The following is a 22,685-nucleotide window of genomic DNA, read 5'->3' as shown; positions in this document are numbered from 1 at the left end:
CAGCAAAAGGCTAACAGCCCAGCGCGCTACTAAATCACTAATTAGCGCGCTCTTGTTGTACTCTTCTCGACTCTTATATTCTCGCCTCTTATTTTAAGGCTTTAATTGTCTTATTCGTGAAACCGACATGAGTAATAGTAAGCCCGCAGCTAAATAGCTTGGCTCTGGCACCTCAACAAGCGATGCTGATAGTGCTGTGCCATTAACCCTGATGTTTCTAAAAGCAATTGCTTCAGTGCCACCATTGGTATTAGCAGAAATTCTTATCCCAAGCGTGCTTCCAGTGTTAACTATCATTTGGCTAAATGATGTAAAACTATTGGTTAGGTTAACGCCGCTGACAGCCATAGGATCGTCCAACGTCGTCGTATTGCCATTTTCCAGTTGATAAGTTTGCTGGCCTGCGTTGTCAGCAGTACCGGAAAGCATTAACTGCCAAGCACCACCATCTAATTGGTATTCAATCGAGAAAATATCACTTGGTTCAAAATCTCCCATTGCGGCAATATCAATTGCCAAACTTAACTGATTAAAACCATTAATATCAAACTGCCAAATAGCATTAACATCGCCACTCAGATTATCGGGATTAGTGGTATCAACTATGCCAAAAAATGGCACAGCGTCTGCTGCTTTAATGATGCCTAAACTATCATTGGCTGAGGCCAATGAATCATCTAAGAAAACAAGTGGTATTGAGCCTGCTCCCCGGCGATAAATTTGAGCACCATCACTTGATGAGCCAAATGCATCTGTAAATGCATTTTGATAACTAATTAGGCCTACCGAGGCTTGGTTAGATAGGTCTCGTCCAATTAATGTAGCCGAGGCAGAGGTTGCAGTTAAGGTACAAATGAGGCACCAAAGTGCAAGCAGAAAAGCTTGTGTTTTCATAAACTAATATCCTTATTGTTGTTGATGTAATCCATTTACAACAAGCATTTTAGTCCAGAAAAATAAAACCGCCACTCGAATTAGCTCAGAGGTGGCGGTTTTGACTAGTTAAAGTAGTAATTTTTACTTTAAGATTGTATCAACTGTACCTTGGGCTAATGGATGGTAACCTGGGCGAGCTTGCTGATAAACACGTGTTGCCCACGCTTTACCTTGCTCGGTTTCTGCTAACTTTTTATAAAGTGGCACAATTAATTTACGACGACCAATGCCCACCAAGTATTTTTCCATTGCGGGATAAACGGCATCGTAACCCGTACGCAGCGCTAGTAAATACCAAGCGTGGGCTTTTTCAGCATTGGTACTATTGGTTAGGTTGAACTGCTTATCTAATGCTTGCATTTGCGCTTGGCTGATCGTTAACGGCAAGTTATTAATGAAATGCAACCATTGGTGCACAGTCCACTCAGTTGTTGGCAGTGCGTCTACTGACAATGTTCCAGTAATGAAGTCATTAATTTGCGCGTCAATGATGGTAAATGCATTTGATTTTGGCTTTGGCACGTAGCTTGGTAAACCTTGCTCAAAAATCCATTCGTTAATCTCTTCTTGAGAAACAATACCTGGGTGCTTTGCTAATAGCTCAGCGTCAATGTATTTAACGAATGCTGCAGTGCCAAGCGGTTGGAAAGCATGGTCGTCAAAATACTTGCGTACAAACTTATCAAATATTTCACGGCCAAATTTTTGCTCTAGGTAAATCAGGAATAACTGACCTTTCGTGTACGGTACACCAGAGAAAGCGTCGTCTGGGTCTCGACCCGCTAAATCAATGTATAGTTGGGTATCACCTGGCGCTAATTCTGCAATTTCATAGCTTAAGCCTTGTGCGTCTAACGATTGCTCCATCACAGCGCGATCTCGACCAAACACACGCTCCATGATGCGGTTTTCAACATAGCTGGTAAAACCTTCGTTTAACCATAAATCGCGCCAGCTCTCGTTCGTCACTAAATTACCTGACCAAGAATGTGCTAACTCGTGAGCGATTAAGTTGACCAAGCTTTTATCACCGGCAATAACGGTTGGAGTGATAAAAGATAGTCTCGGATTTTCCATGCCACCAAACGGGAAGCTAGGTGGCAAAATTAATAAATCGTAACGGCCCCAACGGTATTCACCATACATTGCTTCCGTTGCATCAATCATGGCTTGGGTGTCATTAAACTCAGCAACCGCAGAGTCAACTAAGCTAGGCTCGGCGTAAATACCGGTAATGTCACTCATTGGTTTGAACACCAAATCGCCTGCTGCAATCGCAATTAAGTAAGGCGGAACAGGTTGTGGCATATCAAAGAAATAGTCGCCATCGCGCTTAGTGTCTGGATCATTATTGGCACTCATCACCGCCAACACGTTATCAGGCGTTGAAATACGTGCTGTGTATGTCATTCGAACACTTGGCGTGTCTTGCACAGGGATCCAAGAACGAGCGTGAATTGCTTGGTTTTGGCTAAACATAAATGGCAGTTTTTTACCCGTAGTTTGCGCTGGCGTTAGCCATTGTAAACCCGAAGCCTTGGCGGTCGATTCGTAATAGATTCTGAGCTTGTCAGCTTTAATACGCGCATTGACTGTTAATTTGCTGCCCAAAACCTTGTCGCGAGGTGCCAGTGTATAGTCAGCTTTTTGCCAAGCACCACCCGTGCGCTTTGCCATCACGCGATGAACAATCAAGTCACGTGTATCTAAGTAAATTGGCTGCTTGTTATCGACTAACCACTTTAAATCTAGCTCGGCAAATCCTTTTAACGCCTTGTTGTCAAAATCAATGGCCAAATCTAGGTAAGTATGCGTGGTTATTACTTGGTCATAATTTGCGTAAGTATAAGCATCTTTCGTTTGTGCAAATGCGCTGCCAACCAGCCCAGCACAAAACACTAATGCCGTTATTATTCTTTTCATTAGTTTTTCTCGTGAATGAAGGAGACAAAAAAATATGGCTGTAAGTTAACCCTAACCTACAGCCATATTCAATATTTGTTAGCAGTATATGCTATTAGAATTCGATCGGCTTTTCCATGTGAATAACCACACGACGGTTCTGGCCGCGACCCAAGATAGTTTCATTTGATGCAATATGGCGCTTTTCACCATAGCCTTTGGCTTCGATACGGCTTGTATCAATGCCGTTTTTTACAAAATATTCGCGAATTTTATTCGCACGGCGTTTTGATAACTCTAAGTTATTCCAACGGCCACCGTAGCTGTCTGAATATGCATCAATCAACACCAGTTCTAACTCAGTGTCTAGTTTTAAGTACTGTGAGATCATCGCCATTCTGCGCTCTGATGCTTTGGTAAACTTGTCACTGTTTGATTGATAATTAAGTACGGTATACGAAATATCGTCGAAGCTATAATTTAATAAGTTGCCAACACAGCCAACAAATTCTTTGTAAGCACGCATAAAACGCGCATTGGATAAACCAACAGATATTTTGTCGTTTTCGCTATACCAATCGTTATAGTAAAACGTTGGATTCATGCCCTGCTCAAGTTCGCTTAACATAGTCCACGCAACTTTCTTATCTAAACTCGGTGAAAATTGCTTGTATAGCTTCATATCAGCGATAGTGTAACTGTTCATGCCAGGGCGATAGTTCGGCGCGACAGATCTTAACTCAGCAAGCGAGTAGTTATCTGGCAAACGCAGCATATCAAGTTCAAACAGCATGTTATTATTGCGGTTTGCTTTACTGACAAATTTAGCTTCGCCGTAATTGGGAATGTTGTGCGATAACGTACAATTTAATCGAGAATTATTGGTAACCTGCCAGTGTGAATTTTCCAAAGATGCAGTATATTGACGAACACCAGCATTAGCAGTACTTGCGGTTAAGATGGTAGCCACAGCAAGGCCAGTACCCAAAATAGTACCTAGATTTTGAGTTACTTTTGTTGAACGACAACTTGTATCTAATTTGAAAAATGACATCTTTTGCGAAACCTTGCCTAGCGTGGAAAGCAACAAATTATTCATAACAGGAACTTACATTCTTTATCCGACAGGTTTTTATCGGCATTTATTTCACTAACTTTAGCGATAATTCACGCATTTTTAAATTGCTAATGTCGAGATTAACATGATTTTTTGCGATAATGCCTCGCAATTTAGGCTAGATCAAAAAAAGCATGTCAGACGTTGTAAACACTAATGCCGAACCCATCACTGAAAAATCACTTTTTGCGCAACGGTTTCGCGGTTATTTCCCTGTTGTTATTGATGTTGAAACCGCAGGTTTTAATGCCAAAACAGATGCCCTATTAGAAATTGCAGCCAGCGTATTATCACTTGATGAAAACACTGGTGAATTGAGTATCGACGAAAGCATATGTTTTAACATTGAACCGTTCGAAGGTGCAAACTTGGAACCATCAGCACTGGCTTTTACCGGTATTGACCCTACTCACCCACTGCGCGGTAATGTCCAAGAAGCGCATGCACTCAAAGAAATATTTAAATTAGTTAGAAAGAAAATGAAGGCAGCAGGTTGCCAGCGCGCCGTGATGGTTGCCCATAATGCCGCCTTTGACTTAGGTTTTCTTAATGCAGCAGTAGAACGTTGCAACATTAAACGCAGTCCGTTTCATCCTTTTGTAAGCTTTGATACCACTACCTTATCTGGCCTTGCCTTTGGACAAACCGTATTAGCAAAAGCATGTGAAGCCGCACAAATCGATTTTGACAATAGCGAAGCCCATTCAGCCCTGTACGATACAGAAAAAACAGCAGAGCTGTTCTGCACAATTGTTAACAAGTGGCGTAGTTTAGGCGGTTGGCCATTAGGTTAATACCAAATTGAATAATTATTTGATCACTCAGCGAGAATTTAAAGGCTCATAGACAAGGTTTGGCGTGCAGAGAATGGTAATTCCCCTTTTTTGAACGAAAAGCAAACGCCATAACGCAGTATATGAGCCTTTAAAACTCGCCCTTGGGAATGCATAAGCAGCATAATAACTGCACAAAATTCACTTGATGTAGAACGACTATATCGTCATAAATTTCGTTTGTTCTAATACTGCTTATGTCATTCTGAGAGGCTAAATAATTAATCAAATTGGTATAAAGCATTTATACAAATTGTTATTGAACTCTTAATGACAGAACAGACAATAAAAAAGCCCGATTGAGCGTTTCAATCGGGCTTTTTTCTATTTATAAACTATTAGTACAACAAGAAAATACTATGAGTTTTCTTCGGTATTCATTTTAGCCGCAGCTTCTTTAATAACGGTTTGCAGCTCACCCTGTTGGAACATTTCTAGAATAATGTCACAACCGCCAATTAGCTCGCCTTCAACCCATAGTTGAGGGAATGTTGGCCAATCAGCATATTGTGGAAGTTCAGCACGAATATCTGGATTTTGTAAGATATCAACAAAAGCGAATTTTTCACCACAAGACATTAGCGCTTGAGCCGCTTGCGCTGAGAAACCACAGCTTGGTAGTTTTGGCGAACCCTTCATGTAAAGTAAAATAGAGTTCTCAGCAATTTGCTGTTTAATGCGTTCAATCGTTTCCATAATAACCTCTTGTGATAACTACGCGTTGACTATGCACATAACTATGCGATAACAATGATTGATATGGGCAGTTAACGATATTTTCAACACCAACCTACCAACAAATAAAAATCATCTATTTTATAGCGTTAAAGCCTTGATAATAGCGCTAGCAATACCTATAAATTTCGGTACACTATGCGTGGCTTCAAAAAACCTGAGTATTTTACTAGGTTTTTCAGAAAAACAAACCTATAGATGAGTTTGTTTAAGAATAAAATTTTCTAATCAATATAAATTTCTGGAGAATAACATGGCTATTGAATTACCAGCTTTACCGTATGCAATGGACGCATTAGCACCTCATATTTCACAAGAAACTTTAGAGTTCCACTACGGTAAGCATCACAACACTTACGTAGTTAAATTAAACGGCTTAATTGAAGGTACTGACTTTGCGGGTAAATCTCTAGAAGAAATCGTTAAGTCTTCAGAAGGCGGCGTATTTAACAACGCTGCACAAATCTGGAACCACACTTTCTACTGGAACAGCTTAAGCCCGAACGGTGGCGGCGAACCAACAGGTGCACTAGCTGACGCAATTAACGCTAAATTCGGTTCTTTTGAAGAATTCAAAGCGGCATTCAACGACAAAGCAGTAAACAACTTCGGCTCAAGCTGGACTTGGTTAGTTAAAACAGCTGATGGCGGTGTAGACATTGTTAACACTTCAAATGCGGCAACACCATTAACTGAAGACGGCGTAACTCCACTAATGACTGTTGATTTATGGGAACACGCTTACTACATCGACTACCGCAACTTACGTCCTAGCTACCTAGAAGCATTCTGGGCGTTAATCAACTGGGAATTTGCTTCAGCAAACTTTGCTTAATTGACCCTGTGTAAGTTGATCTTGGTTTAGCCACCAAGCGTAGCTAAACTAACACACAATATTTATCGAAAGCCGACATTGTCGGCTTTTTTTATGTCGCAAATTCAGCGTCTTAAATACACTTAGTGAGCAAAGAAAATTACAAAAAACTGTGAGTTTTTTTCGCCGAAATCTAAAATCCAACTAAGCTTATAAATATATCCCCTGTTTTGTCGGTCTTAATTATTGTTGCCTTAATTTAGGTATGGGAGACAGCTATGAGCATTTTCACGCACTACCAATCTCGCTATGAACAGGCGCAGCAAGAAGAATTTTCTCTGCAAGAATTTCTCAATATTTGTCGTTCAGACAAAATGGCCTATGCCAGCAGTGCAGAACGCTTACTCAGCGCCATTGGCGAGCCAGAAATGATTGATACTTCCACTGAGCCCACGCTCAGCCGGATATTTTCTAATCGTGTTATTGCTCGCTACCCCGCATTCAAAGATTTCTATGGTATGGAAGATGCCATAGAACAAATTGTTTCCTACCTAAAACACGCGGCACAAGGCTTAGAAGAGCAGAAGCAAATTCTTTACTTACTTGGCCCCGTTGGTGGCGGTAAATCATCTTTAGCAGAAAAGCTGAAGGCGCTAATGCAGCAAGAGCCCATATACGTATTAAGCGCTAATGGTGAGCGTAGCCCAGTTAACGATCACCCTTTTTGCTTATTTAGCCCTGACGCCGATGGCAAAATTTTACAAGAAGAATATGGCATTCCAGCCCGCTATTTAACGTCTATTATTTCGCCATGGGCAGCTAAACGTCTGCACGAATTCAAAGGCGATATTGCGCAATTTAAAGTGGTTAAAGTATACCCGTCTATCTTGGATCAAATCGCCATCGCGAAAACTGAACCTGGGGATGATAACAACCAAGATATTTCGGCATTGGTAGGTAAAGTCGATATCCGCCAATTAGAGCATTTTGCTCAGAATGACCCAGATGCCTACAGCTACTCAGGTGCGTTATGCCGCGCAAATCAGGGGGTGATGGAATTTGTTGAGATGTTTAAAGCACCAATTAAAGTGCTACACCCGCTATTAACCGCAACACAAGAAGGTAATTACAACCCAACGGAAGGATTATCGGCGCTACCTTTTAGCGGTATGATTCTAGCGCATTCCAATGAAAGCGAATGGCAGACTTTTAGAAACAATAAAAACAATGAAGCGTTTCTCGACCGCGTTTATATTGTAAAAGTGCCTTACTGTATGCGTATTTCTGAAGAAGTTAAAATTTACAGGAAACTAATTGAAAACAGTGAGTTAAAAGAGGCACAGTGCGCACCAGACACATTAGAAACCCTAGCGCAATTCTCAGTGTTATCACGCTTGAAAGAGCCTGATAATTCAAGCATTTATTCAAAAATGCGAGTTTATGATGGGGAGAGCCTAAAAGACACCGATCCTAAAGCTAAATCTTACCAAGAGTATCGCGACTATGCGGGTATTGATGAGGGTATGTCAGGGTTATCAACCCGCTTCGCCTTTAAGATTCTATCGCGTGTGTTCAACTTCGATCATTTAGAAGTGGCTGCCAACCCTGTGCACCTGTTTTACGTGCTCGAACAGCAGGTAGAACGTGAACAACTTCCCAAAGAGACCCAAGAGCGTTACTTAGAGTTTATCAAAGGCTACTTAACGCCGAAGTACATCGAGTTTATTGGTAAAGAAATTCAAACGGCATATTTAGAATCGTATTCAGAATATGGTCAAAACATATTTGACCGCTATGTCACCTATGCCGATTTCTGGATTCAAGACCAAGAGTATCGCGATGCTGAAACAGGCCAACTATTTGACCGTGAGGCATTAAATAACGAATTGGAAAAAATCGAAAAGCCGGCAGGCATTAGCAACCCCAAAGATTTTCGTAATGAAATCGTTAATTTTGTACTACGCGCAAAAGCGAACAACAATGGTAAAAACCCTAATTGGACAAGTTACGAGAAGCTGCGCACAGTCATTGAGAAGAAAATGTTCTCAAATACGGAAGACTTGCTGCCGGTTATTTCATTTAACACCAAAACTTCAACTGACGACCAACAGAAACACGACGATTTTGTCGAACGTATGATGAGCAAGGGCTACACCAAGAAGCAAGTGCGACTGCTATCTGAATGGTATTTGCGCGTAAGAAAGTCGTCTTAGCAAAGATGTAATAGCTAGGCCGTTAAGGAGTTGCAGTATGGCGAACTTTATTGACAGACGATTAAATAGTAAGAATAAAAGTACGGTTAACCGCCAACGTTTTATTCGCCGCTATAAAAGCCAGATCAAAAAGTCGGTTTCCGATGCCATCAACAAGCGCGGTGTCACTGACGTTGATAGTGGCGAAAGCATTACTATTCCTAAAAAAGACTTAAGCGAACCTATATTTCATCAAGGCAATGGTGGTATTCGCGACCGCGTTCATCCCGGTAATGACCAATTTACGCCCGGCGATCGCATTAATCGGCCACCACAAGGTGCAGGCCAAGGCTCAGGTAATGGCAACGCGAGTAACTCTGGCGAAGGGGAAGACGATTTTGTCTTTTCGATTTCCAAAGATGAATACCTTGATTTACTGTTCGAAGACTTAGCACTACCTAACCTTGAAAAGAATCAACTGGACAAGTTAGTCGAATATAAAACTGTGCGCAGTGGCTTCTGTGCTGAAGGTGTGCCAGCAAATATCGACATTGTGAAATCACTGCAAGGGTCTATTGCTCGTCGAATCGCCATGACATCAAGTAAACGCCGCGAGCTCAAAGAATGCCAAGCGGCGCTTGCTAAGCTCGAGGCCGACCCACACGATCATATTCAAGAAGAAAAGGCACTCAAGCAGCAAATAAACGAGTTAAAAGAAAAAATCAGTAAAGTGCCTTTTATTGACACCTTTGATTTACGTTATCGCAACTATGCAAAACAAGCCGTTCCAACGTCAAAGGCGGTAATGTTCTGCTTAATGGATGTCTCGGGTTCTATGGATCAAGCAACGAAAGACATCGCTAAACGGTTTTATATTTTGCTTTATCTCTTTTTAACACGAACCTACAAAGAGATTGATGTGGTTTACATACGTCACCACACCCAAGCGAAAGAAGTCGACGAACAAGAGTTTTTCTACTCACAGGAAACCGGTGGCACTATCGCGTCGAGTGCACTTGAACTGATGACTGAAATTATACAAGACAGATACAGCGCAAACGATTGGAATATTTATGGTGCGCAAGCATCTGATGGCGACAACTGGGCCGACGATTCACCGCTGTGTAAACAGTTATTAATGAATAAAATTTTACCTAAATCTCGTTATTTTAGTTATATCGAAATCACGCAACGTGCGCATCAAACCTTGTGGCACCAATATCAAGAAGTGGCTAGCCAATGTAGTTATTTTGCCATGCGCCATATAAAGTCAGTTGAAGATATTTACCCAGTATTTAGAGAGCTGTTCAAAAAAGACGAAAAATCTGCCGCATAACCAAACTCAACGCTGCAATAGCGATAGAGCGAGATAAAGTGATTAAGGAGCGTTATGACCACACGCAAACCATTAGACGACAGCCCAGATTGGACATTTGAAAAGCTCGAACAATATCAAGCGGAAATTGCGCGCGTTGCCGAGCATTACCAACTCGACACTTACCCCAACCAGATTGAAGTGATTACTGCCGAGCAAATGATGGACGCTTACGCTAGCGTTGGTATGCCTATTGGCTACAACCATTGGACCTTTGGCAAAAAGTTTATCCAAACAGAGCGCACCTACAAGCGCGGTCAAATGGGTTTAGCTTATGAAATTGTAATCAACTCAGATCCCTGTATTTCCTATTTAATGGAAGAAAACACCATGACCATGCAGGCACTTGTCATGGCGCACGCTTGTTATGGGCATAACTCATTTTTCAAAGGAAATTACCTGTTTAAATCATGGACAGATGCAAGTTCAATTATCGACTACTTACTGTTTGCAAAAAACTACGTTGCCAAATGTGAACATAAATATGGCATTGATGACGTTGAAGCAACATTGGATGCCTGCCATGCGCTCATGAATCACGGCGTTGATCGCTATAAACGTCCGCAAAAGATATCGTTAGATGAAGAATTAAAGCGCCAAGAAGAGCGGGAAGCTTACTTACAATCACAAGTGAATGACTTGTGGCGAACCCTGCCAACTCAATCAACGGAAAAACAAAAAAACAAAACCCGTTTTCCAAGTGAACCGCAGGAAAATATTTTGTATTTCATCGAGAAAAATGCCCCCTTGCTCCAGCCATGGCAACGGGAGATTGTCCGAATTGTTCGCAAAATATCTCAGTACTTTTACCCGCAAAAGCAAACTCAAGTAATGAATGAAGGTTGGGCTTGTTTTTGGCACTACACCATACTGAATCATTTGTATGATGAGGGGTTACTAAGCGACAAATTTATGTTGGAGTTCTTGCATAGTCACACCAACGTTGTTACGCAACCAGAATACAATAGCCCCTATTACTCTGGCATTAACCCCTATGCATTGGGGTTTAATATGTTTATGGATATCCGTCGAATATGTGAAAATCCAACAACTGAGGACAAACGTTGGTTTCCTGATATAGCGGGCACTAACTGGCTTGAAACAGTGCATTTTGCTATGCAAAACTTTAAAGACGAAAGTTTTATTAGCCAGTTTCTTTCCCCAAAAATCATCCGTGATTTCAAGTTATTCCATATTCATGACAACGACAAATTTAATTACATTGAAGTTGGCGCAATACACAACGATATGGGCTATCAGCAGATTCGTTCAACGCTATCTAACCAATATAATTTAAGTAATCTAGAGGCTAATATTCAGATTGTGGACGCCAATGTTAATGGCGATCGTTCACTAACGTTAAAGCATACGCCATACAACAAAGTACCACTTGATGACTCAAAAGATGAGGTACTTAAACATTTACACTACTTGTGGCAATTCGACGTTAAGCTGGTGCAAGAAGATGAGTTTGGTGATGAAATAGCGCTAGCGAGTTGCCCACTAGCGCAAGAAGGTGAAACATAAAACCAATACCTAAGAGACTTACACCTCAAAAGAAGCCACAAAGGATTTTGCTAAACAAAGATCGTTTTACAATCGACCATTGCCGCCGCCGTTACCTATTCTGCTATAGCTGACGAACAAAAAGGAGTAATCAGAAAGCCCTTCAACACCATCACTAGCAAAGTGAATCCAAACCTTTTAGTCACTGTTAACGCAAATGAGCAAATTAACGCTAATTCAAATTACCACGCAAAATCGATGCATCGCAGTGCCATTAGACTGCGATGCCCTATTCTTCGTCGGTTAACATTAACCACCGTTGACTTCTTTGCCAGTAAAGCCTTGTAAGAATAGGTTAGCAAAATCTGTTGAATCGGCGATATCTGCACGTTGCATACAAGTTAAACGCTCGGCACAAGTCTTCCCTTTGAAGCGCGTTCCTGTCGCTTTAATTCCTTGCCTAAAGGTCATCAATTGCTTATTGAAGGTTGTTTGCAGAGGAGGAGAAGTAATAGTAATAATTTCGATATTATCGTCATACCAAGCGAGTTCACCATCTTTTTTAGCCACCAACGGTTTTTCGTTCATCTTGGCATAAAGCTTTGGAAAGGCCTTTTCTGGTGTTTCGTATTTGGCAGTAATAAATTTAATAACATTCGGGATTTGCTCATACTTGCGAGCGTATGATTTAGCGAAATGATCATCGGCAAGCGCAAGATCCTGCACGCCATATTTTTCATCTAAGAACATCATACCGAGTAAAAAGTCTGCACCGTCGTATTCATACTTAGCGGCTTTTTCAAGATAGTCTTGAGCGTCATCAATATCTTGCAATTCCTTACTGGTCATAAAAATATAACCTGCTTTAAATTGCGCCGAGGTATAACCAGCACGAGCAGCCTTTTTAAAGTACTTTAACGCCATTTTTTCATTTTTAGGCGTACCATAGCCGTGGTGATAAAATTGCCCTAACGTTAGCATTGCCAGAGAATGCCCGCGTTTAGCAGCCTTTTTGTATTGCTTGAAGTAATTAATACAAGAGTCTGTATTACATTCATCTATTTTTTCTGCAAATGCCGGCGTTGAGCCAAGCATCATAATGGCGACCAGTGTGCCAATAAAGAGTGAGTGTTTTATCATCTTATGCCTATCCTTGATTAACAATTTAAAGTTCTATGTTCCTGCACGCTCATAAGTAAACATTTTAAAGCAAGTTTAGGTGTTTACTATTGCGCATAAGCATTCCCGCTAAAACCATCTAAAAACAGGTGCCTAAAATCAGTTGCGTCGGCAATCTCTGCACGTTGCAAGCACGTCAAGCGCTCGACACAGGTTTTGCCTTTAAAGCGAGTACCTGTTGATTTAATGGCTTTGCGAAAAGTGACCAGTTGTCGATTAAATGTTGTTTGCAAAGGCGGAGAAGTAATGGTGATAACCTCCACACCATCGTCATACCACGCCAATTCACCATTTTCATTCGTCACTAGCGGCTTTTGATTCAACAAACTGTAAAGTTCAGGAAAGGCTTTATCCGGCGACTCATATTTGGCATTAATAAACTTCACCACATTAGGTAGTTGCTCGTGTTTTCTTTGATAAGCATTGGCGAAATGATTGTCAGCTTTAGCCAAGTCTTGAACGCCGTATTTTTCATCTAAGTACATCATACCTAAGAGGAAGTCGGCACCGTCATACTCGTATTTTGCTGCCTTTTCTAGGTAATCTTGAGCTTTATCTAAATCTTGCAAGTCCTTGCTAGTCATATAAATATAACCAGCTCTAAATTGTGCAGAGGTATAACCAGCACGGGCAGCTTTTTTGAAAAACTTTAACGCCATTTTTTCGTTTTTAGGTGTGCCATAACCATGATGATAAAACTGACCTAAGGTCAGCATCGCCAGTGAGTGTCCGCGCTTGGCGGCCTTTCTGTATTGTTCGAAGTAGTTGATACACGTATCGGTATTGCACTCGTCTATTTTCTCTGCAAGTGCACTACCACCGAGAAATTGCATAAGCACAAATGCTGCGCCAAAGATGGTGATTCTTTTAATCATGTTCATTCCTTTACTAAATCAACAGAGTCCTTTAACAGCTTAGCTCATCGTTGATATTTTAGTCATTCCATTAAACTTTAGAGGTACTATACCCATAAATAAACACCGTTTATCACCATTAACCAACCACTTATCACAATGAAATATTTATTTACATTTACCCATAAAAAAACGGGTAAAGGCTAAGCCTTTACCCGTTTTTTTTCGAACTAATGTGTTTTATTCAGCGAGTTCTTTTAACACTTCATCTTTCAATTCAAGCCATAACTGGCCAGATTCAACACCGTATTTACGTACCGCAAATACTGATTCGTCAAATTTGCCAGCCTTAGCTAAATCGATTAAACGCTGGTAGTAGCCACGAGAAATTTCTCGACCTCTTGGGTGTTGGAAATATAAGCCACCCAAACGAGAATACAGCCCTCTAAAGCCATTTAAGATCAGTAAGTAAATAGAATTGCCCGACGCCATTACCAGCTCTTTGTTAAGTCGATAATCGAAGTCAGCAAACTTTTCACCGTCATCTTCAACTTCTTTATAAGCTTCTAATAGCTCAATAGTTTTTTCAGGATTGTTCTTAATCGCACCACGCACATAAATTGCGCTAATATTAGTGCGCGCTGACATTAAGTTATCAACTAGCTCTGGAATACCTTCGTGATCAAGCTGTGCTAAGGTTTCAAGAATGTTAAGGCTAGATGTTTCCCAGAAGTTATTTACTCTTGTTGGTTTACCGTGCTTAATCGTTAGCCAGCCATCACGTGCTAATCGCTGTAGCACTTCTCGTAAAGTTGTACGAGTAACACCAATAAGTTCAGAAAGTTCGCGCTCAGCGGGTAAAATTGAGCCAGGAGGAAAGCCACCATTCCAGATAGATTCAACAATGTACTGCTCTGCAAAACCTGCTGGACTCTGTGCTTTTATTACCATTTTTTTCTTAGCCTCAATTGCCTGCTTCTTTAATTCAGACTGATTGTACCAGAACATCCAACTTGTACAACCAGTTAAGTTATCAGCTATTGTGTGGCGAGTGCCGCTTAGAATGGCGATTCACGGTAGGTTGCAATTTTGCCCTCCACTTTTGATAGCGAATATAAGTTGAATTAATCTCCTTAATATCAACCTAGCGTGACCTAGAGTGAATATGGAGAAACTAACAACTTCGTTCCTATGCCAGCCAATACCCTACTCAATGCCATTCATTAAGTAGGAGCTTGTAGCAATTCACCTATTTTCATATGAATAAAGTAAACGGTTGTCGTTATGCCCGCGATAAAAAGCGACAAGTAAGCTGTGCCGGCAAATATTGGTGGTGAAAACAAACTACTTAGTCCTTCAACTGTGCTGACTATTCGCGCATTGCTTTCCGCTAAATATATACTAGAAGAGAGCGTTGCCATTGAAGCTAATAGATAAAGCAGCGTTACCAACCATTTGGTCTTCCTTGTCAATAAACTCCTGCCAGCAAACGTTGCGACTATGGTTGAAAACGTAATGGTTAGCCAAACTTGAAACTGGGTTGAAACTGCATCCTCATTTAGCCTGATTAGTTGCACTGCATCATGCACCGTTAATGCTTCCATAATTTACCTATTAATGTGTTTAAACCCCTAGCTGCAGTGCTTGCCAATATCTACAGCCAACTTAAGTAGATAAGTCTTAACATTCATTGAAGAGTTAACTACGCTTGTTAGCTTAACATCACAAGGTAAATTGAAAGTAAACTGATCTAAGCCAAAGCTAAGCCAAAACTAAACCAGAGAGATAATAGCGCTGAATTTGTCTTGATTCGTTTGATAAGAAGCGACTAACGAGAAGCGTTTGGTAAGGCGTGAGACTAAGGCTAATCCAATCCCAAAATGCCGCTCTTGCAGCTGATATTCAGACTGATCTGCCGCTAAATTTGAAAAAACAAGTCGTTTGTTTTTAGCCTCTATATGCCAAATAACGTTTGTTCCCTCTGCTTTGCCATGATGAACTACATTATTAAACAGGTTAAAAATAATGAGCTCTAGTACCTCTTCTGGCATTGCAACGTCATAGTTGTTGTCTGATATCAGTTCAACAGAGATACCGTGAACTTTACATGCATCATCTAGCTGAAGTATGGCTTGTTTTATTGTCTTGGTGACATTCGTTGTACCGCTGAATGGCTGCTCTGAGGTAAGCCATAATAAACCACTGCTAAGCCGATTCATTCGATTCATCGATTTCTCAAGTCTTTGTACAGCGCCAGTGCCTGCTAAATCAGGATAAGATGCAGTTAAAAGCTCAACAGAATTTTTAATCACTTGCAAAGGTGTGCGAAGCTCATGAGCCATGCCCTGATTAAACAATTCTTGTTGCGATAATAGCTCTGCTTTTTGTTGCAATGCCTGCTGCAATTCCAACGCTATATGTTTGACGTCTTGTTCTTTAAGCTCTTCGATTAACTCATTTCCTTGTTGAGAGGAGTACTCTGCATGAGTAAAGATATGGCTAAGTTGAGAAAAGGGTTTCAATGCGTAGCGTGCAGATACATTTGCCACCCAAAACGTTAACAACACCGTTGGGATAAGCAGTACCAATAGAATAAGCAGAACATCGTTTAATGCTTTATCCACCACAGAAACATCAGTGGTATCGTATAACAGGGTACCTTGCGCCGTTGTCAAATAATGATAGTGGCGTTGCTCAACACTAAACTCACCAACTTCGCTGCTTTGATCAAATTCAAAATATCGCAACTGCTGAACCAAATTCGGCGCCAACTCTCCCAAGCTGTCGATTAGCTGAATATCATAGGGCAGCGACTCACCCTCTATAACCTTGGCATGGGCCAGCGCTAATCGGTCATTAAACAAGGCATCTTCGAATGAATAGGTGATCAACAGTGTCGCTGCCGTAAACAGCAAAACAATGCTAAATGTAAGGCCGGAAATAGTAGTGACTAGTCGACTAAATAAGGTTTTGGTACGAGCCTTTTTCATCCAAGTTTCTGTTGACATATAAGCTATCTACCCTATCTACCCTATCTACCCTATTGCGCTTTCGTCTATATCAAATTTATACCCAACCCCGCGCACTGTGGTGATAAATTCTTGGCCAAACTCACTTTTAAATTGTTTTCGCATTTTATAAACATGTGCTCGCAGTGGATCACTGTCAGGGGTTTCTTCCCCCCACAAGGAACGATGAATAGCAGACGTTTTTACCGCCGACGGGTACTGCTCCATCAGCAACTTTACAAACTCAAAGCTAACCTGATGTAGTTGTGTGCAGTGACCTGCCACTGACAACGTCATGTCATCAAGTGTTAGCGTCACGCCTGCTCTTTCGATAACAGATAGCTTTTGGTGCGCATGCGCCGCCTTTGCCAAACAAACGGCAATACGCGCCGATAATTCAGCAAAGGAAAAGGGTTTAGCTAAATAATCCCATGCCCCTGAATCAAAGCCCTTCAAGATGTCAGTTTCTTTTGAACGCGCCGACATAATAATGACAGGTACCGCGGTTAAGTGTTCAGTTAATAGTGAACGGCAAACATCTAAACCGTCCACATAGGGCAAATTTAAATCAAGCAGAATAAGGTCGTAATGATTGCTTTCAATCAGGTGTAGAGCTTGTCTTCCATTGTAAGCGAAATCAAGCTCGTACCCTTTAACCGATAGGTACTCAGCAATCCCCTGAGAAATATCAATATCATCTTCGATTACTAGTATTGCCGTCATCTAATGCCTATTTATTATTTTTAGTTCTTAACTGTTTTAACTTTTCTTATTTGCATCAGCCAGTGAGCCAATCAATGGATATACGTGCTCTATCATCCATTTTTCCATGCCAACCCAGCCGTCCTCGACCTGAAACATCACGACAACTTGCAATTCATTTATTGGGTCAACCCAGAATACCGTACCGCCAAGCCCAGACCAAAAGAAGCTGCCTTGCGCTCGGCTGTCACCAGCCACCTCTTTTACACCAATACCGTAGCCAAAACCAGCACCATGGTATACGCGCGGCAAAAAGTGTTTGTCTAAGCCTTGGATGTGAGAGCTAACCATGCGAGAAACTAATTCTTCTGACAGTATTCTCCGCCCTTCGAACACGCCGCCATTTGCCAACATGTCCGCGAAATTAGCAAAATCTTGCGCGGTTGATACTAGCCCACCACCCGCTGAAATTAATCTTGGTTTAGTTAAGAATTCAGAATCTTGCGCCTTTTCGACAAACAAAATGTTCTCTTTGTTAAAGGTGTAGGCCTTTTCAAAGGTACCTGCATCATACTCATACATGTCAACCAAACGACGATGATCTGCTTGTGGTACATAGAATCCCGTATCTATCATTTTTAAGGGTTCAAACAAGTTATGTTGGAAATATTCCTCAAGTGGCTGATTGGTGACCGCTTCAATGATGGCACCTTGAATATCGCTCGCGATACTGTATTCAAATTTACTGCCTGGTATAAACTTCAAGTCAATTCCTGATAGGTCATTGATCAAGTCAGATAAGTCATTGCGCCTCGACAAGGGATTGGCGATAAGGTAGCGAAAATCCACCCAATTTTTAATACCGCCGCCATAGCCAAACCCCGCAGTATGGCTGAGTAATTGATGTACCGTGACTCTTTGGCGTTGGCCTTGATACTCAAATGGTTTAAATGCAGGTAGATAGTCTCGAATATCGGCCTCTAAGCTAACAAGTCCTTTATCAACTAGTTGCAATAGCGCTACTGCAGCTAATGGCTTAGACATAGAATAAATTCTAAAAATATCGTCTTTAGCAATGTTTCGTTCATAATTGATGTTCACTTTGCCATAGGCCCGATGTAAGACGAGTTTATCTTGATGCTCAATATGAAGGACAACCCCAGGTAGCTGGTGCTCGGCTATCAGAGCATTTAATTTCTGCTCAAAATCACCAACACCAGACACATTATTTTGATCTGCGTGCACAGAAGTCGTGCCTAACGAAAATACTGAGCATACCGCGCAGCCAACTAATAGTGCTTTCTTTAACTTTTTCGACAACATAATTTATTAATTCCCTATAGGTATTGTTTTATGTGGCCTAAGTTAACGGGTGCAATGTGAATTCAATGTAAATTGCTAGATGCTATTGCTAGTAGTGGGGAAGTTAAAAAGCTAAAGCAATGAAATTTACCTATCAGGTCTGCATTAAAACTATCAATGTGCATTTGCTGTCAAAGCAATTACCGAAAAACAATGTACAGAGAAATAAGGTACGGAGAAACAATGTACCGAGAAATAAAGCACTTAAAGACAAGGCACTGATTGATTACGAACAAGATCAAGCAGCTCTATGGAACCCTGTTAGACAAACCTAAACCATTGAATTTAAGTTTAAAAAGTTCTTGCCGTTTGCTTCATAGATAACTATTACTATATAGCGAGCAAAATTTATACAACAATGGAGTAGGCATGTCACAAGATAATTCTAACAATACCGCACAAAGCAATGTTACTTCACCTATATCGATGCTTTATCATTGGGAAAGCGAGCATCCTGATATGCTTTATATGACCCAGCCAGTTAATGGCGAATACATCGAATTCACTTGGAAAGAAGCCATCACCGAAGCACGGAAAGTCGCTGCGGCATTGCGCGCCAGTAACTACCCTAAAGGCAGTCGCATTGCTATTCTTTCTAAAAACTGTGCCCATTGGATCATTGCTGATATGGGGATAGCAATGGCAGGTCATGTGTCGGTACCAATTTTTTCAACCGCAGGCAAAGACACAATACATTACGTATTAGAACATGCGGAATGCCAAATGATTTTTGTTGGCAAACTGGATGACCCTAAAGCTTCAATTAGTTACCTTCCAGACAACGTCAAACAAGTTGCTTTTCCGTATGAAGGTGCAGATGTACCAATTTCCTGGGAAGAATTCACTAGTGTTGACCCCATCGCTGACAGCCCAGTGCCTGATATGGATGATATTTTCAGTATTATTTACACTTCTGGTAGTACTGGGCAACCCAAAGGTGTTGTTCACACATATCGAACTTTAAGCTGGGCAGCCAGTAACTCAATTCATGTGTTGGGTGTAAGTACCGAAGATCGCGTCATGAGTTACCTACCACTAGCACATATCACCGAAAGAGCCTTGATACAGCTCTCTGGGTATTACTCAGGTATTAAGTTGTACTTCGTTGAATCACTCGATACTTTTACGCGCGATGTAAAAAATTGCGAGCCAACGCTGTTTGTCTCAGTACCGCGCCTATGGACAAAATTTCAAATGGGTATTTTGTCAAAAGTTCCACAGAAAAAGCTCAACTTTTTACTAGCCTTACCTATTATTGGCAAGAAAGTCGCGTCAAAAATAAGAAAACAATTGGGGTTAGACTCCGCAAGACACTATGCCTCTGGCTCGGCACCTTTAGCACCAGCCACAATAGAGTGGTTTGGAAAAATCGGCATTGATATTTGTGAAGCATGGGGCATGACAGAGAACGCAGCCTATGGCACGAGTTGTATACCGTTTAGAAAAGAAAAAGTCGGCTCAATCGGCAAAGCCTATGACGGTGTAGACATGCGTATTGCCGAAGATGGTGAAATTCAATTGAAAGCCCCTTGCAACATGATTGGCTACTACAAGGATCAGGAAAAAACCTCTGACGTATTTACCAATGATGGCTACCTAAGAACTGGTGATAAAGGCGTTGTTGACAGTGATGGGTATTACCGCATCACAGGTCGATTAAAAGATATATTCAAAACCGCTAAAGGCAAATATGTCACACCCGCCCCCATCGAAGCGAAAATTATGGAAAACTCCAGTGTTGAGCAAGTTTGTGTAACTGGCACTAACTTAGCCCAACCAATTGGCTTACTTGTCTTGTCTGAAGATGCCAAAAAAGAAAGCAAGGCGGATAACGAGGCAAGCTTGCTTGAGACCTTAAATAGCATCAATCAAACGCTAGAAAGCCATCAACGACTTGATCGCTTAGTGGTATTTAACGAAGAGTGGTCAATTGACAATGACTTGCTGACACCAACATTAAAAGTTAAAAGGCACTCGATAGAAGAGAAATTCGCCGATATCATCGCTCACGCCCACAGCGATAAAATTGTTTGGACAAATTAACCTGCAATTAGCGCCCGCTATAAACTCGTCGAACGACAATGTTCGACGAGTTTTCATCATAAACGTTTATTTGGGAAGTCTTTAGCTAGACATAAGCATGTCAAAATGAAATTGCGGCCTATAAACCAGACTTTTAGAGTGCTTACTCACCAACTAACCATAAACAAACTTACCTTTCTCACTCTCTATATCGACAACCAAGCTTTAGAGTATTTACTCGCCAGCTACTGAAAACACAAACAATCCAATAAATACATTGACTAGCAAGCAGTCATACGACAGATCAAGTAAACTGCAAAAAATTGTAGCCAGCCCTAATTATGTCTATTTTTATATGATATATTCTGCCAACTTTGTCGAAAAAAGTATCGATAAACCTATTGTTATAGGCGCGATACTTTTCAAACTAAATATCTAAAAGGTTAGTTATGCAGCAGTCAGTTATGAGTGCGTTTTTCAAAAACTTCCTCGGTAATTCGCCGGAGTGGTACAAATACGCCATTATTGCTTTCTTAGTTATTAATCCCATCTTATTTTTCTACGTTAGTCCTTATGTTGCCGGTTGGGCACTCGTTCTAGAGTTTATTTTCACCTTAGCAATGGCACTAAAGTGTTACCCTCTGCAACCAGGCGGCTTACTCGCTATCGAAGCGGTAGTTATTGGCATGACCTCGCCAGAGCAAGTACTCCACGAACTTATTGTCAATATTGAAGTACTGCTGCTACTGATCTTTATGGTTGCAGGCATCTACTTTATGAAGAACCTGTTACTGTTTTTATTCACTAAAATCATTACGACAGTGCGCTCAAAAACGATGGTGTCTTTACTATTCTGTTTTTCTAGCGCCTTCTTATCGGCCTTCTTAGATGCGCTAACGGTTATTGCGGTAATCATCAGTGTCGCGGTTGGCTTTTACTCGGTTTATCACAAAGTTGCCTCAGGTAAAGAAATTGCACACGACCATGACCACACCCATGATGGTGATGTACATGACGTGTCACGCAACGACTTAGAAGACTTCCGCGCTTACTTGCGTAACTTGCTAATGCACGCTGGTGTCGGTACCGCGCTAGGCGGTGTTTGTACCATCGTTGGTGAGCCACAAAACCTAATTATTGGTCAACAAGCTAACTGGGAATTCGTTGAGTTCGCTATTCGTATGTCACCTGTTACTGCGCCTGTATTTATTGCTGGTATGCTCACTTGTGTGTTACTCGAAAAAGTAAAATGGTTTGGTTACGGCGCGCATTTACCAGAGAGCGTGCGTTCTATTTTGCAAGATTTCGATGCTGAGGAATCAAGAAAGCGTACGACTCGCGATAAAGTAAAACTAGTGATGCAAGGTATCGTCGGTGTTTGGTTAATTATCGCATTAGCACTTCACCTTGCGGCCGTTGGCCTAATCGGCTTAAGCGTTATTATTTTCGCAACAGTATTTACTGGGGTAAACGAAGAGCACCAAATTGGCCATGCATTTGAAGAGGCATTGCCATTTACTGCACTACTGGCCGTATTTTTTGCCGTGGTTGCAGTAATCATTGACCAACAATTATTCACGCCAGTTATTGATTGGGTATTAACCTTTGAAGGTAATATGCAGCTAGTGATGTTCTACCTAGCAAATGGTTTCTTATCAATGGTTTCTGACAATGTATTCGTTGGCACGGTGTACATTACCGAAGTTAAGAAAGCCTTGCTAGCGGGTCACATTACTCGTGATCAATTCGACATGTTAGCAGTTGCCATTAACACGGGAACAAACTTACCAAGTGTTGCAACACCAAATGGCCAAGCTGCGTTCTTGTTCTTGTTAACTTCAGCTTTAGCACCGCTGATTCGCTTATCATACGGTCGTATGGTGGTCATGGCTCTGCCATACACCTTAGTGTTAACAACGGTTGGCCTAATTACCATTTCTAGTGGTTTCTTAGAGTCAAAAACACAAGACTTCTACGATGCTGGTATTATCCATCATCATAAAGCTTCGGAAGCGCAGGTCCCTAGCGGACACTAGTCGCAAAACTTATTAACAAAAAGCACCTTTACGGTGCTTTTTTTTCGCGCCCTGTTCGATACAATGCCCTCAATACAACACCTTCAATAAAATGTCGTTAGACCAATTGAAT

At 41.3% G+C, this 22,685-nt stretch carries 19 protein-coding genes; 8 read left to right on the top strand and 11 right to left on the bottom strand.

Annotated elements, in window-relative coordinates; all coding sequences use genetic code 11:
- Window positions 1-93: 93 nt before the first annotated feature.
- The 3 genes from ACSLUR_RS05650 to ACSLUR_RS05640 form a co-directional block, all read right to left on the bottom strand.
- Window positions 94-894, bottom strand: coding sequence for a hypothetical protein (locus ACSLUR_RS05650; RefSeq protein ID WP_448552589.1), 801 nt, complete (start codon window positions 892-894; stop codon window positions 94-96).
- Window positions 895-1,017: 123 nt separating this feature from the next.
- On the bottom strand, window positions 1,018-2,859 hold the full coding sequence (locus ACSLUR_RS05645; RefSeq protein WP_448552587.1) for a M1 family metallopeptidase: 1,842 nt from the start codon (window positions 2,857-2,859) through the stop codon (window positions 1,018-1,020).
- A gap of 94 nt (window positions 2,860-2,953) precedes the next feature.
- Entirely contained in the window at window positions 2,954-3,892 is a 939-nt protein-coding gene (locus ACSLUR_RS05640; protein ID WP_448552585.1) for a flagellar protein MotY, read from the bottom strand.
- Window positions 3,893-4,089: 197 nt separating this feature from the next.
- On the opposite strand from ACSLUR_RS05640, the gene rnt reads away from it, so the two are divergent.
- On the top strand, window positions 4,090-4,749 hold the full coding sequence (rnt, locus tag ACSLUR_RS05635) for a ribonuclease T (RefSeq protein WP_448552583.1): 660 nt from the start codon (window positions 4,090-4,092) through the stop codon (window positions 4,747-4,749).
- A 396-nt stretch (window positions 4,750-5,145) separates the two neighbouring features.
- On the opposite strand, the gene ACSLUR_RS05630 is transcribed toward rnt, so the two are convergent.
- Window positions 5,146-5,484 carry a Grx4 family monothiol glutaredoxin gene (locus ACSLUR_RS05630; protein WP_115999785.1) on the bottom strand — a complete coding sequence of 113 codons (339 nt, stop codon included), beginning with the start codon at window positions 5,482-5,484 and terminating at the stop codon, window positions 5,146-5,148.
- 292 nt (window positions 5,485-5,776) lie between these two features.
- Between ACSLUR_RS05630 and sodB the strand changes: the two genes are divergently transcribed.
- The 4 genes from sodB to ACSLUR_RS05610 all read left to right on the top strand — a co-directional run bounded on the left by sodB (window position 5,777) and on the right by ACSLUR_RS05610 (window position 11,431).
- Entirely contained in the window at window positions 5,777-6,358 is a 582-nt protein-coding gene (sodB, locus tag ACSLUR_RS05625) for a superoxide dismutase [Fe] (RefSeq protein WP_115999784.1), read from the top strand.
- A 257-nt stretch (window positions 6,359-6,615) separates the two neighbouring features.
- Window positions 6,616-8,550: a PrkA family serine protein kinase gene (locus ACSLUR_RS05620; protein WP_115999783.1), complete on the top strand. Its 1,935-nt coding sequence runs from the start codon at window positions 6,616-6,618 to the stop codon at window positions 8,548-8,550.
- Window positions 8,551-8,587: 37 nt separating this feature from the next.
- Window positions 8,588-9,865, top strand: a complete 1,278-nt coding sequence (locus ACSLUR_RS05615) for a YeaH/YhbH family protein (RefSeq protein WP_448552580.1) — start codon at window positions 8,588-8,590, stop codon at window positions 9,863-9,865.
- A 54-nt stretch (window positions 9,866-9,919) separates the two neighbouring features.
- Window positions 9,920-11,431: a SpoVR family protein gene (locus ACSLUR_RS05610; RefSeq protein WP_448552578.1), complete on the top strand. Its 1,512-nt coding sequence runs from the start codon at window positions 9,920-9,922 to the stop codon at window positions 11,429-11,431.
- Between the two features lie 288 nt (window positions 11,432-11,719).
- On the opposite strand, the gene ACSLUR_RS05605 is transcribed toward ACSLUR_RS05610, so the two are convergent.
- The 7 genes from ACSLUR_RS05605 to ACSLUR_RS05575 form a co-directional block, all read right to left on the bottom strand.
- On the bottom strand, window positions 11,720-12,550 hold the full coding sequence (locus ACSLUR_RS05605) for a tetratricopeptide repeat protein (protein WP_448552576.1): 831 nt from the start codon (window positions 12,548-12,550) through the stop codon (window positions 11,720-11,722).
- Window positions 12,551-12,636: 86 nt separating this feature from the next.
- Window positions 12,637-13,464, bottom strand: coding sequence for a tetratricopeptide repeat protein (locus ACSLUR_RS05600; RefSeq protein WP_448552574.1), 828 nt, complete (start codon window positions 13,462-13,464; stop codon window positions 12,637-12,639).
- 219 nt (window positions 13,465-13,683) lie between these two features.
- Complete coding sequence (gene fadR, locus ACSLUR_RS05595) at window positions 13,684-14,394, bottom strand: fatty acid metabolism transcriptional regulator FadR (RefSeq protein WP_116002328.1); 711 nt, start codon at window positions 14,392-14,394, stop codon at window positions 13,684-13,686.
- Between the two features lie 272 nt (window positions 14,395-14,666).
- Window positions 14,667-15,047, bottom strand: a complete 381-nt coding sequence (locus ACSLUR_RS05590) for a hypothetical protein (RefSeq protein ID WP_448552572.1) — start codon at window positions 15,045-15,047, stop codon at window positions 14,667-14,669.
- A 168-nt stretch (window positions 15,048-15,215) separates the two neighbouring features.
- Window positions 15,216-16,451, bottom strand: a complete 1,236-nt coding sequence (locus ACSLUR_RS05585) for a sensor histidine kinase (protein ID WP_448552570.1) — start codon at window positions 16,449-16,451, stop codon at window positions 15,216-15,218.
- 27 nt (window positions 16,452-16,478) lie between these two features.
- Window positions 16,479-17,174: a response regulator transcription factor gene (locus tag ACSLUR_RS05580; protein ID WP_448552568.1), complete on the bottom strand. Its 696-nt coding sequence runs from the start codon at window positions 17,172-17,174 to the stop codon at window positions 16,479-16,481.
- 36 nt (window positions 17,175-17,210) lie between these two features.
- A complete protein-coding gene (locus ACSLUR_RS05575; protein ID WP_448552566.1) occupies window positions 17,211-18,476 on the bottom strand; it encodes a serine hydrolase domain-containing protein in 1,266 nt (421 codons plus the stop codon).
- 119 nt (window positions 18,477-18,595) lie between these two features.
- On the opposite strand from ACSLUR_RS05575, the gene ACSLUR_RS05570 reads away from it, so the two are divergent.
- From ACSLUR_RS05570 to nhaB, 3 genes are all read left to right on the top strand, one after another.
- Window positions 18,596-18,790, top strand: coding sequence for a hypothetical protein (locus tag ACSLUR_RS05570; RefSeq protein ID WP_448552564.1), 195 nt, complete (start codon window positions 18,596-18,598; stop codon window positions 18,788-18,790).
- 94 nt (window positions 18,791-18,884) lie between these two features.
- Window positions 18,885-20,558 (top strand): AMP-binding protein, encoded by a 1,674-nt coding sequence (locus ACSLUR_RS05565; protein ID WP_448552562.1) that lies wholly within the window; start codon window positions 18,885-18,887, stop codon window positions 20,556-20,558.
- A 428-nt stretch (window positions 20,559-20,986) separates the two neighbouring features.
- The gene (gene nhaB, locus ACSLUR_RS05560; RefSeq protein ID WP_448552560.1) at window positions 20,987-22,573 is read left to right on the top strand and encodes a sodium/proton antiporter NhaB; all 1,587 of its coding nucleotides are present in this window, start codon (window positions 20,987-20,989) and stop codon (window positions 22,571-22,573) included.
- Window positions 22,574-22,685 lie beyond the last annotated feature (112 nt).

The organism is Thalassotalea montiporae (assembly GCF_053485855.1).
This window is presented reverse-complemented; position numbering and strand designations above follow the sequence as displayed.

What these genes read in the sequence shown, in the direction of transcription:
- nhaB (WP_448552560.1), top strand. Translation starts at nt 20,987, where the DNA reads ATGCAGCAGTCAGTTATGAGTGCGTTTTTCAAAAACTTCCTCGGTAAT.
- ACSLUR_RS05590 (WP_448552572.1), bottom strand. Translation starts at nt 15,047, where the DNA reads ATGGAAGCATTAACGGTGCATGATGCAGTGCAACTAATCAGGCTAAAT.
- sodB (WP_115999784.1), top strand. Translation starts at nt 5,777, where the DNA reads ATGGCTATTGAATTACCAGCTTTACCGTATGCAATGGACGCATTAGCA.
- ACSLUR_RS05585 (WP_448552570.1), bottom strand. Translation starts at nt 16,451, where the DNA reads ATGTCAACAGAAACTTGGATGAAAAAGGCTCGTACCAAAACCTTATTT.
- ACSLUR_RS05650 (WP_448552589.1), bottom strand. Translation starts at nt 894, where the DNA reads ATGAAAACACAAGCTTTTCTGCTTGCACTTTGGTGCCTCATTTGTACC.
- ACSLUR_RS05640 (WP_448552585.1), bottom strand. Translation starts at nt 3,892, where the DNA reads ATGTCATTTTTCAAATTAGATACAAGTTGTCGTTCAACAAAAGTAACT.
- fadR (WP_116002328.1), bottom strand. Translation starts at nt 14,394, where the DNA reads ATGGTAATAAAAGCACAGAGTCCAGCAGGTTTTGCAGAGCAGTACATT.
- ACSLUR_RS05600 (WP_448552574.1), bottom strand. Translation starts at nt 13,464, where the DNA reads ATGATTAAAAGAATCACCATCTTTGGCGCAGCATTTGTGCTTATGCAA.
- ACSLUR_RS05645 (WP_448552587.1), bottom strand. Translation starts at nt 2,859, where the DNA reads ATGAAAAGAATAATAACGGCATTAGTGTTTTGTGCTGGGCTGGTTGGC.
- ACSLUR_RS05615 (WP_448552580.1), top strand. Translation starts at nt 8,588, where the DNA reads ATGGCGAACTTTATTGACAGACGATTAAATAGTAAGAATAAAAGTACG.
- ACSLUR_RS05575 (WP_448552566.1), bottom strand. Translation starts at nt 18,476, where the DNA reads ATGTTGTCGAAAAAGTTAAAGAAAGCACTATTAGTTGGCTGCGCGGTA.
- ACSLUR_RS05630 (WP_115999785.1), bottom strand. Translation starts at nt 5,484, where the DNA reads ATGGAAACGATTGAACGCATTAAACAGCAAATTGCTGAGAACTCTATT.
- ACSLUR_RS05620 (WP_115999783.1), top strand. Translation starts at nt 6,616, where the DNA reads ATGAGCATTTTCACGCACTACCAATCTCGCTATGAACAGGCGCAGCAA.
- ACSLUR_RS05565 (WP_448552562.1), top strand. Translation starts at nt 18,885, where the DNA reads ATGTCACAAGATAATTCTAACAATACCGCACAAAGCAATGTTACTTCA.
- ACSLUR_RS05605 (WP_448552576.1), bottom strand. Translation starts at nt 12,550, where the DNA reads ATGATAAAACACTCACTCTTTATTGGCACACTGGTCGCCATTATGATG.
- rnt (WP_448552583.1), top strand. Translation starts at nt 4,090, where the DNA reads ATGTCAGACGTTGTAAACACTAATGCCGAACCCATCACTGAAAAATCA.
- ACSLUR_RS05570 (WP_448552564.1), top strand. Translation starts at nt 18,596, where the DNA reads ATGAAATTTACCTATCAGGTCTGCATTAAAACTATCAATGTGCATTTG.
- ACSLUR_RS05610 (WP_448552578.1), top strand. Translation starts at nt 9,920, where the DNA reads ATGACCACACGCAAACCATTAGACGACAGCCCAGATTGGACATTTGAA.
- ACSLUR_RS05580 (WP_448552568.1), bottom strand. Translation starts at nt 17,174, where the DNA reads ATGACGGCAATACTAGTAATCGAAGATGATATTGATATTTCTCAGGGG.